The organism is Methylobacterium ajmalii (assembly GCF_016613415.1).
Lineage (GTDB): Bacteria > Pseudomonadota > Alphaproteobacteria > Rhizobiales > Beijerinckiaceae > Methylobacterium > Methylobacterium ajmalii.
The window spans coordinates 18,015-30,484 of sequence record NZ_JACWCT010000071.1; the positions used below are offsets into that span (position 1 = coordinate 18,015).

The following is a 12,470-nucleotide window of genomic DNA, read 5'->3' on the forward strand; positions in this document are numbered from 1 at the left end:
CTGCTCCACCCTAGGGTATCCGATGCGTCGCTCGCTGAAGCTCGTCGTTCTCGCCGCCGCGGCCGCCCTCCCGGCCGCCTGCGCGCCGAACCCGATCATCGCCCGCGACCCCGTCCCGGCCCCGAGCCCCGACATCGCCTATCGCTGCTCCTCGACCCCGGCGCTCCTCAACGGCTACTGGGCCGAGTGCGAGCGGATCCGGCGCGAGCGCGAGGTCGTGGTCCGCACCAAGGGCTGATACGCGGGGCGTACGCCGCCCTCGCACGACTCGACCGACCCGGACAGCTCGCCGCGCCCCGGAACCGGGCGCGGCCTGCCGCGCGTTGACCGGCATCCATCAACGAGGATGCCCCGCGTGGTCCGTCGCTTCATCCTGCCGCTCGCCGCCCTGGCCTGCCTGTCGGGCCCCGCCTTCGCGCAAGCTCCGCTCGGGGTGCGGGTGCGCCCGCCCGTCGCCGAGCCCGACATCTACAACCGCGCCGCAGCGGCCGGCCCCGTCGTGCTGCAGATGTCTCCCGATGCCGTCATCGGGCCGCTGCCCGTGGGCGCGAGCGGGCTCGTGGCGATCCGCGCCGTGCCGGTCGCCGCCGTCACCAATGGCGGCGGCTTCGGGCCGACCGGATTCGGCTATTACGGCGACAGCGTGAGCGAAGGCCCGCTGAACCGCCCGCACCGCCCGGCCGACTACGTCCTCGGCAATCGCCCGTACTGATCCCGACTCCTGACAGGAAGGACACGTCCATGCGTACACGCATCCTCGCGGCGGGCCTGCTCGCCGGCCTCGCCACCCTGGCGACCGCCCTGCCGGCGGCGGCCCAGAGCGTCGGCTACGCCACCGGCCTTCCCGGCCGGGACCCCGCGGGCGACGACGAGATCGGCTGGGGCCCGGCCTACCGGCCCGAGACCAGCTTCTCACAGCCCGGCACGCCGCCGACCCCCGGCGACTTCGCCGGCGCCGCCTACCGGGCCCGGACCGGGCACGGTCCCTATGACGGGATCCAGGCGCCGATGCGGCCGGTGCGCGCCTACCAGTACCAGACGCCGGGCTACGGCTACGGCCCGGCGGGCTATGACGACGAGCCGGCTTACGCGCCGCGGATGCGGACGCACCGGGTCCGGCACGGCGTCGCCCCTCGGCATCACGCCAAGGCGAAGATGCATCGGGCGCAGCGGCAGGTGATGCGCTGAGGCACGGGGCCCGCCGTCCCGCCCCACAGGGTCGTCCCGGGGTCCGCTCTCGCGGCCCCGGGGTGACCGCGGGGGGAACGACGGGCGATAGAAGCGCCCCTCAGGCGAACCCTTCCAGAACGATCTTCCCCTTCGCACGCCCGCTCTCCAGGAGCGCGTGCGCCCGGCGCAGGTTCGCCGCGGTGATCGGACCGAAATGCTCGGCGAGCGTGGTACGCAGGGCGCCCCGATCGACGAGCCGGGCGACCTCGTCGAGCAACGCTCCTTGCGCCGCGATGTCGACGGTGCCGAACATCGGCCGGGTGAACATGAACTCCCAGTGCAGCGACAGGCTCTTGCGCTTGAGGAGCGACACGTCGAGCGTCGCCGGGTCGTCGATCAGCGCGAGGCGACCCTGCGGCGCCATCAGCTCGGCGATGGCCGGAAGATGCGTGTCGGTGTGGGTGGTCGAGAAGACCAGCCCCGGGGCGCCGAGCCCGAGGTCGGCGACCTGTTGCGCCAGCGCGGCGCCGTGATCGACGACGTGGTGGGCGCCGAGCGCCCGGCACCAGTCCTTCGTCTCCGGCCGCGACGCGGTGGCGATCACCGTGAGGTCGGTGAGCCGGCGCGCCAGTTGCGTCGCGATCGAGCCGACGCCGCCGGCCCCGCCGACGATCAGGATCGCGTTCGCGGCGCCCGGCACGGGCTTTCGCACGTCGAGCCGGTCGAACAGCGTCTCCCAGGCGGTGATCGCGGTGAGCGGCAGGGCGGCGGCCTCGGCGAAGGAGAGCGAGGCGGGCTTCCCGCCGACGATGCGCTCGTCGACGAGGTGGAACTCGGCGTTGGTGCCGGGGCGCTCCAGGGCCCCGGCATAGAACACCGCATCGCCCGGGCGGAACCGCGTCGCCTCGGGGCCGGCCGCCACGACGACGCCGGCGGCGTCCCAGCCCAGGACCTTCCAGGCACCCGCCTCCGGGGCGGCGCGGCGGCGCACCTTGGTGTCGACGGGGTTCACCGACACCGCCCGGACCTCGACCAGGAGGTCGCGGCCGGTCGGCTCGGGGCGGGGCAGAGTGATGTCCTGGAGGGCGGCCTCGTCCTCGATCGGCAGGGAGGTCTGGTAACCGACGGCGCGCATCAGCGGGCTCCTTGGATGACTGGAGCCGAGATGACCGCTACCCTCCGGCCACGCAAGAACGCACATGAAGCGCCCATAGTGTCGAAAAGGATACCGTCATGGCCCGCACCCGGCACCGCAGCCTGGATTGCAGCCCGGGCTGCGCCGTGGAAGCGACGCTGCAGCTGATCGACGGCAAGTGGAAGGGGGTGATCCTCTACCACCTGCTGGCGGAGGCGCCGGACGGCGGGTCCCTGCGCTTCAACGGCCTGCGCCGCCGGATGCCGAACGTGACCCAGCGCATGCTGACGAACCAGCTCAGGGAGCTGGAGGCGGACGGGTTCGTCCACCGTACGGTCTACGCCGAGGTGCCGCCCCGGGTGGAGTACCGCCTGACCGAGCGCGGCCGCAGCCTCGAACCGGTGATCCGGGCGCTGAAGGCCTGGGGCGACGCCCATGCCGCGCCGCCCGCCGCGACCAGGCACGAAATCGGGGCCGAGACAGAGGCCGCCTGAGGCGTCAGCGCGACAGGCTGCGGAAGACGCAGGTCCGACCGCGATCCTCGTAGCCCGCCGGGCACTGGGCGACGCAGGCGCCGGCGGCGGATTTGAGGGGAGGGCGGCACCCGGTCTCCTGCTGTGCCAGGAGCGCCGAGGGATTCCAGGCGGCGACCAGGATCGTCGCGGCGGCGGCGACGATGACACCGAGGGCGACGAGGCGCAGCATCGGATTCGCGCTCCTGCTGTGGGCGACCCCCTGCGATATGGGGTCGCTCGACCGCCCCGGAAGGTCCCGCTCGTGAGTTCCTGCCCTCTGCGCCGTCCCCGCTCCGCTGCGATCGGCGCGCTTGACCCGTCCGCGCAGACATGAACCTTCTGGCCTGATCGGGTCCGGCTACGCTACGGCGACCTGACGGAACCATCTCCCGCCTCTGTCGCTGGGAAAGGGCAGGATCTCGCACGATGGCGGAACTCAGCCGTTCGGACCTCGACTACCGCCTGAAGCAGCAGAAGATCCTGTCGGAATTCGGCGTCGAGGCGCTGCGCGCCGACGATCTCGGGCAGCTGCTGCAACGCGCGACGGAACTGTGCGCGGAGGGCATGTCGGCGCAGTTCTGCAAGGCGCTCGAGTACAAGCCCGGCGAGGACACGCTGCTCGTCATCGCGGGCGTCGGCTGGGGGCCGAACGTCGTCGGCCAGGCCCATGTCGGCGCCGACCTCGCCTCGCCGGCGGGCTACGCCCTCAAGACCGGGCAGCCGGTGATCTCCAACCACCTCGAGAACGAGCGCCGCTTCCGCACCCCGCAGCTGATGGCGGATCACGGCGTGCGCCGGGCGCTGAACGTGCTGATCCGCAACCGCCAGGGCGATTTCGGCGTGCTGGAGGTCGACGACACCCGCGAGGGCCAGTTCGACGAGGCCGACATCGCCTTCATGCAGGGCTTCGCCAACCTGCTCGGCGGCGCGATCGAGCGCCAGCGCTCGGAGGCCCGGCTCCAGGCCGCCCTCGACCGGCAGGAGCTGCTGACCCGCGAGATGAGCCACCGGGTCAAGAATAGCCTCGCCACCGTGGCGGGGCTTCTCTCGCTCCAGGCCCGCACCACCGAGAACCAGCAGGCGCGCGACGCCCTCGCCGATGCCCGCTCGCGGGTCGAGGCGGTGGCCCAGGTCCACGACCAGCTCTGGCGCCAGCCCGACCTCGCGGCGGTGGAGCTTTCGGGCTTCCTCGAGAGCCTGTGCGAGAAGCTGCGCGAGAGCGCGCCCGGCCACGCCATCACCTGCCGGGCCCCCGCCATGCCGATCCCGGCCGACCTCGCGATCCCGCTCGGGCTGTTCGTCAACGAGCTCGTCACCAATGCGATCAAGTACGCCTACCCGGACGGCCACGGCCCGGTGCGGGTCGAGGCGGAGGCGCGGGACGAGGACCGGGTGCGCCTGAGCGTGTCGGACGACGGCGTCGGCCTGCCGGAGGGCTTCGACGCGGGCGCCGCCCGCCGCAGCCTCGGCATGCGGGTGATCCACGGCCTGTCGCGCCAGCTCGGCGGCGAGCTCACCGTCACGGGCACGGACGGGGCGTGCTTCGCCCTGACGCTGGATCTCGGCAAGGCGTAGGGTGAGGCCCCGATCGGCCGTTCCTCTTTCGCTGTTGTCGACGAAATGCCGGACGGACTGCGATCCTGCACGCGGAGGCTCGGATAGAATGAGCGTCGATCGATTGCGCATCGTGCTCAAGACAATCGAATTGCTGGCAGCGCTCGCCGTAGGCATGTTGATAGGCCGCAATTTTCTTGCGCCGTCTCATCAAGTTCGCCACTTACCTGAAATGAACGCGATCGCAAAAAGCGATAGTGATTGTTATAAGAAATTCATCGAAGGGCTTGCAAAAGAGAGCCAGTGGGGTGAAGGGCGGGATTCGGTTTCGATCGAGGTTACAAAGATCGAGCGCCGAGTCGAGAAAATCGATGAAGCGCTTCAACGAGCTGGTGTATCGCGTTCAGGCTTGCCCGGGTGCTGAAAAATATTATAATAGCATCGCAATAAAAAACATTTTAATGTTTGTTTTTGCAAAATTTTCGATAGCGCACTCGCATCCATTTTGCCGGCAGGCGCTCTGACGTCATTTTGACTGGCTTTCGGCACGGCGCTCGCTCACGGATTTTTCCCACGTTCCCCGCAGCGAACCGCTTCCCACCAGCGCGGCTCTTGCACTACGTTCGGTCGGCAGCGCTGCCGCTCCGCGACGCCAATTCACGCGGCGCAGCGCCTCGGGGACCGGAAGACCGGCCCCGCCCCGAACCAGCCCGGCGCCAGATCCGGGCGGAATCGCAAGGGTGGAAACGATGAGCGAGATGTCTCGCGGCGGCCCGAGCCGTCGCAGCCTCCTGGCGTCCGGCGCCGCCGCGGTCGGTCTCGGCGTGATGGGCGGGGGATCCCTGGGCATCCGGCCGGCCTTCGCGGCGGTGGACTGGAAGCGCCACGCCGGCACCTCCCTCGAGGTCAACCTGATCAAGGGGCCGCGCGGCGACCTGCTCCACCGCAGCGCCGCCGAGTTCACGGCGCTCACCGGGATCAAGGTCTCCTCCGAGGTGATCCCCGAGCAGCAGCAACGCCAGAAGATCGTCATCGAGCTGACCTCGGGCCGGCCGAGCTTCGACGTGGTGCATCTGAGCTACCACGTCCAGAAGCGCCAGTTCGACAAGGCCGGCTGGCTCGCCGACCTCACCGGGTTCATGAAGGACCCGGCCCTGACCGAGCCCTCCCTGAAGGAGGCCGATTTCAGCTCGGCCGGCCTTCTCTACGCCAAGACCCCGAACGGCGAGATGCGTTCGCTGCCGCTCTCGGTCGACTACTTCATCCTGTACTGGAACAAGGAACTCTTCCAGAAGAAGAACGTCGCGTTCCCGACGACCTTCGACGAGATGATGCGGGCGGCCGAGACGCTGACCGACCCGAAGGCCGGCACCTACGGCTTCGTCGGCCGGGGCCTGCGCAACGCCAACATGGCATTGTGGGGCGCGTTCTTCCTCGCCTATGGCGGCCGCTTCCTCGACGACAAGGGCAACCTGCTGATCGACGGCCCGGAGGCGGTCGAGGCGACCAGGCTCTACCAGCGGCTGCTGACCAAGACCGCGCCGCCCGGCGTCGTCGGCTTCAACTGGATGGAGTCGATGGCGGCCTTCACGCAGGGCCGCGCCGCGATGTGGCTCGACGGCGTCGGCTGGGCCCCGCCGCTGGAGGACCCCAATGCGTCGCGGGTCGTCGGCAAGGTCGGCTACGCGGTGGTGCCGAAGGGGCCGGCGGACCACGCGGCGGCCACCTACGGCGACGGCATCGGGGTGGCGGCGGCCAGCTCGAAGAAGGAGGCGGGCTACCTCTACTGCCAGTGGGCGGTCTCGAAGCTGATGGGCGCGCGCCTGCTCCAGGCCGGCGGCGGCGTGCCGTTCCGCGACTCGATCCTCGGAGACGCCGAGGTCCAGCAGGGCGTGAAGATGCCGCGCGAGTGGCTCGATTCGGCGATCGGCTCAGCCAAGATCAGCAAGCTCGGCCTGCCGGTCGTGGTGCCGGTGGCGGAGTTCCGCGACATCGTCGGCTCCGCCGTCACCGCCACCCTGTCGGGGGCCGACCCGGCAGCCGAGCTGAAGAAGGCGGCCGAGCAGTACCGCCCGATCCTCGAGCGCAGCGAGAAGGCCTGATGGCCCGGGCCGGCCTCGCGCCACCGGTCGCCCCGACCGAGGAACTGGCGCCCGCCGAGGTGCCGGCCGCCCGCTGGCAGCCGCCGGGCTACTGGCCCTTCGTGGTGCCGGCCCTCGTCGTCGTCGTCGGGGTGATCGTGTTTCCCTGGGCCTTCACCCTGTGGATGAGCCTGCACGAATGGAAGGTCGGTGCGGCGCCGGCCTTCGTCGGCCTGTCGAACTACGCGCGGTTGCCCACCGATCCGCGCTTCCTCGACGCGGTGTGGCAGACGCTGGTCTACACCGCGCTCTCGGTGGTGCTGCCGCTGATCCTCGGCACGCTGGCGGCCTGCGTGTTCCACGCCCGCTTCCCCCTGCGCGGCTTCCTGCGCGGGGTGTTCATCCTGCCGATGATGGCGACGCCGGTGGCCATCGCGCTCGTCTGGACCATGATGTTCCACCCCCAGCTCGGGGTGCTGAACTACCTGCTCTCGCTGGTCGGCATCCCGCCACAGCTCTGGGTCTTTCACCCGGCGACCGTGATCCCGTCGCTGGTGCTGGTCGAGACCTGGCAATGGACGCCCCTCGTGATGCTGATCGTGCTCGGCGGCCTCGCGGCGCTTCCCACCGAGCCCTACGAGAGCGCGCAGATCGACGGCGCCTCGCTCTGGCAGGTATTTCGCCACATCACCCTGCCGCTGGTCGCACCCTTCCTGTTCGTCGCCGCGATGATCCGGATGATCGATGCGGTGAAGAGCTTCGACATCATCTTCGCGATCACTCAAGGGGGACCCGGCACCGCGTCCGAGACGATCAACATCTACCTCTACAGCGTCGCCTTCGCCTACTACGACGTCGGCTACGGGTCGGCGATCGCCGTGGTGTTCTTCCTGCTCATCATCGCGCTCGCCGCCGCCCTGCTGGTGGTCCGCAAGCGCACGCAGGGAGCGGTGGCATGAATGTCCGCTGGCTTCTCCGGCAGGCCGCCCTGCTCTTCGCCGTCCTGGTCATCGTCTCGCCGGTGATCCTGTTCTTCGTCTGGATGCTGTCGCTCTCGGTCAAGTACGAGATCGACAACGCCGCCTATCCGCCGGTGCTGATTCCCGAGCGCTTCGCCTGGAAGAACTACATCGACGTCCTCGAATCGAACCGGTTCTCGACCTACTTCCTCAACAGCCTGCTGGTGACGGGCACGGCGACGGGGCTCGCGCTCCTCGTCGGGGTGCCGGCCGGTTACGGCATCGCCCGGATGAAGGCGGCGAAGGCCGCGGTGGTGATCCTGGTCGCCCGCATCACCCCGGGCCTGTCGTACCTCATCCCGCTCTTCCTGCTGTTCCAGTGGCTCGGGCTGCTCGGGACGCTGTGGCCGCAGATCATCATCCACCTCGTCGTCACGGTGCCGATCGTGATCTGGATCATGATCGGCTACTTCGAGACCACGCCGATGGAGCTGGAGGAGGCGGCGGTCATCGACGGCGCCAGCCGCTGGCAGGTGTTTCGCTACGTGGCGCTGCCGATCGCCAGGCCCGGCATCGCCGTCGCGATGATCCTGGCGGTGATCTTCTCCTGGAACAACTTCGTCTTCGGCATCGTGCTCGCCGGACGCGAGACCCGGACCCTGCCGGTGGCGGTCTACAACATGATCTCGTTCGACCAGCTGAGCTGGGGCCCGCTCGCAGCCGCCGCCCTCATCGTCACCCTGCCGGTGCTGGTGCTGACGGTGTTCGCCCAGCGCCAGATCGTCGCCGGGCTGACGGCGGGGGCGGTGAAGGGGGGGTGAGGCGACATCGTCGATGTCCCATTCCCCCCACTCGCGACCTCATCCTGAGGCGTCAGTCCATCGAGATGGACTGACCTCGAAGGAGGCTTCCAGAAAACTGTGCGATCCCTGGAACCCTCCTTCGAGGTCAGCCGATCGAAGATCGGCTAACACCTCAGGATGAGGTCGTGGGTGGGACGCAGTGACGGTCGTCATGGCGCGCCTTGGTCCACCCATACCCGCCGCCGATCCAGCCCCCATGTTGACACTCAAAAACGAATGAACGATCGTTTCAATCCAAGGATCGCCGAACGGTCCGCGTGAGAATTACGGGTGGAACACGCCGATGCTGCAGCGCGCGGACACCTACGCCGACCTCCTCGACAACTTCCGCTGGCGGATTCCGGCCCGCTACAACATCGGCACCGACGTCTGCGACCGGCACGCCCCCGGAAACCCGCTCGCGCTGATCCACCTCGACCAAGACGGCGCCGTGCGGCGCTACGGCTTCGACGACCTGCGGCGCTGGTCGAACCGCTTCGCCAACGTTCTGGCGGCGCACGGGCTCGCTCGCGGCGACCGGATCGGCGTGCTGCTGCCGCAGGCGCCCGAGACGGCGGTGGCGCACATCACCGGTTTCCGGGCCGGGCTGATCACCATCCCGCTCTTCGTGCTGTTCGGGCCCGACGCGCTCGCCTACCGCCTCGGCAACAGCGGCGCCAGGGCCGTGGTCACCGACCGGGCCGGCGCCGCGCTCATCGCCGGCATCCGCGACGCGCTGCCCGGCCTGGAGCGGGTCTACTGCATCGACGGCGCAGGCGAGGGCGCGGAGGATTTCCATGCCCTGTGCGGGCGGGCCTCCGATGCCTTCACCCCGGTCGACACCGCGGCCGACGACCCGGCCGTGATCATCTACACCTCCGGCACCACCGGCGACCCGAAGGGGGCGCTCCACGCCCACCGGGTGCTGCTCGGCCACCTGCCGGGGGTCGAGATGCCCCAGCGCTTCCTGCCGCAGCCCGGCGACCGGTACTGGACTCCCGCCGACTGGGCCTGGATCGGCGGCCTCCTCGACGTGCTGCTGCCGGCGCTGCATCACGGCGTGCCGGTCGTCTCGCACCGCGCCAAGAAATTCGATCCGGAAGGAGCGTTCCGGCTGATGGCCGAGCAGGGGGTGAGGAACGTCTTCCTGCCGCCCACCGCCATGAAGCTGATGCGCCAGACCCGCACGACGCCCTATCCGGGCCTGAACCTGCGCTCCGTCGGCAGCGGCGGCGAGAGCCTGGGCACCGAGATGCTGGCCTGGGGCGAGGCGGTGCTCGGCGTGCCGGTCAACGAGTTCTACGGCCAGACCGAGTGCAACCTCGTCGTCTCCTCCTGCTCCGACCTGTTCCCGGCCCGGCCCGGCGCCATGGGCAAGCCGGTGCCGGGCCACGACGTCCGCATCGTCGACGGGGAGGGCCACGAGGTGCTGGACGGCACCACCGGCCACATCGCGGTGCGCCGGCCCGATCCTGTGATGTTTCTCGGCTACTGGCGCAACCCCGAGGCGATCGAGAGAAAATTCATCGGCGAGTGGCTGATCACCGGCGATCTCGGCCGGCGCGACCCGGATGGCTTCCTGTGGTTCGTCGGCCGCGACGACGACGTCATCACCTCGTCGGGCTACCGGATCGGCCCCGGCGAGATCGAGGATTGCCTGCTGCGCCACCCCGCCGTCGCGCTCTGCGGGGTCGTCGGCGTGCCGGACCCGGTGCGGACCGAGGCGGTGAAGGCCTTCATCGTGCTCAAGGAGGGCGTCGCGGGCACGCCGGAACTGGCCCGCGCGATCCAGGACTTCGTCCGCACCCGGCTCGCCGCCCACGAATACCCGCGCCACGTCGCCTTCGTGGAGGAACTGCCGATGACCGCGACCGGCAAGATCATCCGGCGGGCGTTGCGGGAGCGGGGAGGGGTGTGACGATCGTCCCGGCCTCATGATCGCTCCATATCAGAAGCTAACATGAGAATTCTGCCTCCCATCCGCGACCTCATCCTGAGGCGTTAGCCGATTGAAAATCGGCTGACCTCGAAGGAGGGCTCCAGGAAGCGCTGAGACCCCTGGAGCCCTCCTTCGAGGTCAGTCCATCTGCGATGGAATGACACCTCAGGATGAGGTCGCGGGTGGGATTGATGGCCTGAATCGAGCAATCAGGCTCTCAGACACACGCCGCCATCCTGGATTTCGCTGCGCGGCCCCAGGATGACGATGGAGATCCAAAGGAATATCCGGCGACCAACGACCGGATGCCATCACGAAACCGGGAGGACACCATGCCGACATCCACCTTTCGCCGATCGACACGATGGCTGGCGCTCGCCGCCGCCTCGCTCCTCTGCCTCGCCGAGGCCCAGGCCGCCTCCACCCGCGTCACCCTCGGCGTGCTCAACGACCGCGCCGGGCCCTATTCGGACCTCGCCGGCGAAGGCTCGGTGGTGGCGGCCGAGATGGCGGCGGCCGACTTCAAGGCGCAGAACCCGGACTTCGACATCCGGGTCCTGTCGGCCGACCATCAGAACAAGCCGGATGTCGGCGCCGGCATCGTGCGCCAGTGGATCGACCGCGACGACCTCGACGTGGTGCTGGACGTGCCGTTCTCCTCGGTGGCGCTCGCCGTGCACCAGATCGTGCGCGAGAAGAACCGGCTGATGATCAATTCGGGGGCGGGCGCCTCGGAGATCACCGGGGCGCTCTGCTCGCCCAACACCATCCACTGGACCTACGACACCTGGGCGCTCGCCAACGGCACCGGCGGGGCGATGGTGCGGAGTGGCGGCGACACCTGGTTCTTCATCACCGCCGACTACGCCTTCGGCAAGGCGCTGGAGCGCGACGTGTCGGAGGTGGTGGAGCGCAACGGCGGCAAGGTGCTGGGGTCGGTCCGCCACCCGGTGGCGGCCAACGATTTCTCCTCGTTCCTGATCCAGGCGCAGGGCTCGAAGGCCAAGGTCGTCGGGCTCGCCAATGCCGGCAGCGACACCATCAACACCATCAAGCAGGGCGCCGAGTTCGGCGTCGCGGAGGGCGGGCAGCGCCTCGCCGGCCTCCTGGTCTTCCTGAGCGACGTGCATTCCCTCGGCCTCAAGGTGGCGCAGGGGCTGGTACTGACGGAAGCCTTCTACTGGGACCTCAACGACGGCACCCGCGCCTGGTCGCGGCGCTTCGCCGAGCGCCACAAGGGCCGGATGCCGACCATGGTCCAGGCCGGCGTCTATTCCGGCATGATGCACTACCTCAAGGCCGTGAAGGCGACCGGCAGCAAGGACCCCGCGACGGTGACCGCCGAGATGCGCCGGGTGCCGGCGGAGGACCCGCTCTTCGGCCGCTCCGAGGTGCGGGCCGACGGGCGGGTGACCCACCCGATGTACCTGTTCGAGGTCAAGAAGCCGTCCGAGTCGAAGGGCCCGTGGGACTATTACCGCCTGGTCTCGACGATTCCCGCCGACCAGGCCTTCCGTCCGCTGAAGGCCGGCAACTGCCCGTTGGTGACGAGATGAAGCTGCATCACTGCGTCGGCGCCCGCTCGTTCCGGCCGCTCTGGGCCCTGGAGGCACTGGGCCTGCCCTACGAACTGGCGATGCTGCCGTTCCCGCCGCGGGTCCACGCCAAGGAGTATTTCGCCCTCAATCCCCTCGGGACGATCCCGCTCCTCGAGGACGGCGAGGTGCGGATGACCGAATCGGCGGCGATCTGCGAATACCTGGCGGCGCGCCACGGCGCCGGCGGGCTCGGGGTGCGGCCCGACGAGCCGGATTACGGCCGCTACCTCAACGCGCTGCATTTCGGCGAGGCGACGCTGACCTTCCCGCAGACCCTGGTGCTGCGTTACGGCCGGTTCGAGCCGCCGGAGCGGCGCAACCCCGGCCTCGTCGAGGATTATTCGCGCTGGTTCCTGTCGCGGCTGAAGGGCTTCGGCGCGGTGCTGGGCGAGCGCCCATTCATTGCCGCCGGGCGCTTCACCGCCGCCGACATCTCGGTCGGCTACGCCCTGATGCTGGCCGAGTTCGCGGGCCTCGGCGAGCAGCTGCCGGACTTCGCCAAGACGTACTGGGCCGGATTGCAGGCCGAGCCGTCCTACGCCCGGGCGCTCGCGGCCGAGCGGCGGGCGGCCGGGGCGCAGGGGGTGTCGCCGGTGCCCTCGCCGCTCGGGGGGTGATCGCGGATTGATGCCGTAGGGAAACGCCCCAGATCCCCGCCGAGCACGACGGGGGGGTTC

14 protein-coding genes are annotated in these 12,470 nt (G+C 69.6%); 12 read left to right on the forward strand and 2 right to left on the reverse strand.

What is annotated here, in order from left to right:
- Window positions 1-22 precede the first annotated feature (22 nt).
- From HPY23_RS13245 to HPY23_RS33055, 3 genes are all read left to right on the forward strand, one after another.
- Window positions 23-238 (forward strand): hypothetical protein, encoded by a 216-nt coding sequence (locus HPY23_RS13245; RefSeq protein ID WP_048428817.1) that lies wholly within the window; start codon window positions 23-25, stop codon window positions 236-238.
- Window positions 239-346: 108 nt separating this feature from the next.
- Window positions 347-712: a hypothetical protein gene (locus tag HPY23_RS13250; RefSeq protein ID WP_091889599.1), complete on the forward strand. Its 366-nt coding sequence runs from the start codon at window positions 347-349 to the stop codon at window positions 710-712.
- A gap of 29 nt (window positions 713-741) precedes the next feature.
- Entirely contained in the window at window positions 742-1,188 is a 447-nt protein-coding gene (locus HPY23_RS33055) for a hypothetical protein (protein WP_236012674.1), read from the forward strand.
- Window positions 1,189-1,288: 100 nt separating this feature from the next.
- Here HPY23_RS33055 and HPY23_RS13260 read toward each other — a convergent pair whose 3' ends face one another.
- Window positions 1,289-2,305 (reverse strand): zinc-binding alcohol dehydrogenase family protein, encoded by a 1,017-nt coding sequence (locus HPY23_RS13260; protein ID WP_091889602.1) that lies wholly within the window; start codon window positions 2,303-2,305, stop codon window positions 1,289-1,291.
- 98 nt (window positions 2,306-2,403) lie between these two features.
- On the opposite strand from HPY23_RS13260, the gene HPY23_RS13265 reads away from it, so the two are divergent.
- Window positions 2,404-2,799, forward strand: coding sequence for a winged helix-turn-helix transcriptional regulator (locus HPY23_RS13265; RefSeq protein WP_091889604.1), 396 nt, complete (start codon window positions 2,404-2,406; stop codon window positions 2,797-2,799).
- A 4-nt stretch (window positions 2,800-2,803) separates the two neighbouring features.
- On the opposite strand, the gene HPY23_RS13270 is transcribed toward HPY23_RS13265, so the two are convergent.
- Window positions 2,804-3,010: a hypothetical protein gene (locus HPY23_RS13270; protein ID WP_091889606.1), complete on the reverse strand. Its 207-nt coding sequence runs from the start codon at window positions 3,008-3,010 to the stop codon at window positions 2,804-2,806.
- A 236-nt stretch (window positions 3,011-3,246) separates the two neighbouring features.
- Between HPY23_RS13270 and HPY23_RS13275 the strand changes: the two genes are divergently transcribed.
- From HPY23_RS13275 to HPY23_RS13310, 8 genes are all read left to right on the forward strand, one after another.
- On the forward strand, window positions 3,247-4,395 hold the full coding sequence (locus HPY23_RS13275; protein WP_091889608.1) for a sensor histidine kinase: 1,149 nt from the start codon (window positions 3,247-3,249) through the stop codon (window positions 4,393-4,395).
- A gap of 88 nt (window positions 4,396-4,483) precedes the next feature.
- Window positions 4,484-4,798 (forward strand): hypothetical protein, encoded by a 315-nt coding sequence (locus tag HPY23_RS13280; protein ID WP_139235022.1) that lies wholly within the window; start codon window positions 4,484-4,486, stop codon window positions 4,796-4,798.
- 334 nt (window positions 4,799-5,132) lie between these two features.
- Window positions 5,133-6,476, forward strand: a complete 1,344-nt coding sequence (locus HPY23_RS13285; RefSeq protein WP_091889610.1) for an ABC transporter substrate-binding protein — start codon at window positions 5,133-5,135, stop codon at window positions 6,474-6,476.
- Entirely contained in the window at window positions 6,476-7,414 is a 939-nt protein-coding gene (locus tag HPY23_RS13290; RefSeq protein ID WP_060846094.1) for a carbohydrate ABC transporter permease, read from the forward strand. The genes HPY23_RS13285 and HPY23_RS13290 overlap by 1 nt, the downstream gene beginning before the upstream one ends.
- Window positions 7,411-8,235 (forward strand): carbohydrate ABC transporter permease, encoded by an 825-nt coding sequence (locus tag HPY23_RS13295; RefSeq protein ID WP_091889612.1) that lies wholly within the window; start codon window positions 7,411-7,413, stop codon window positions 8,233-8,235. The genes HPY23_RS13290 and HPY23_RS13295 overlap by 4 nt, the downstream gene beginning before the upstream one ends.
- A 325-nt stretch (window positions 8,236-8,560) precedes the next feature.
- Window positions 8,561-10,174, forward strand: a complete 1,614-nt coding sequence (locus tag HPY23_RS13300; protein ID WP_091889614.1) for an acyl-CoA synthetase — start codon at window positions 8,561-8,563, stop codon at window positions 10,172-10,174.
- Between the two features lie 353 nt (window positions 10,175-10,527).
- Entirely contained in the window at window positions 10,528-11,751 is a 1,224-nt protein-coding gene (locus HPY23_RS13305; protein ID WP_091889616.1) for an ABC transporter substrate-binding protein, read from the forward strand.
- The gene (locus HPY23_RS13310; RefSeq protein WP_091889618.1) at window positions 11,748-12,410 is read left to right on the forward strand and encodes a glutathione S-transferase family protein; all 663 of its coding nucleotides are present in this window, start codon (window positions 11,748-11,750) and stop codon (window positions 12,408-12,410) included. Before HPY23_RS13305 ends, HPY23_RS13310 begins: the two co-directional genes overlap by 4 nt.
- Window positions 12,411-12,470: the final 60 nt, after the last annotated feature.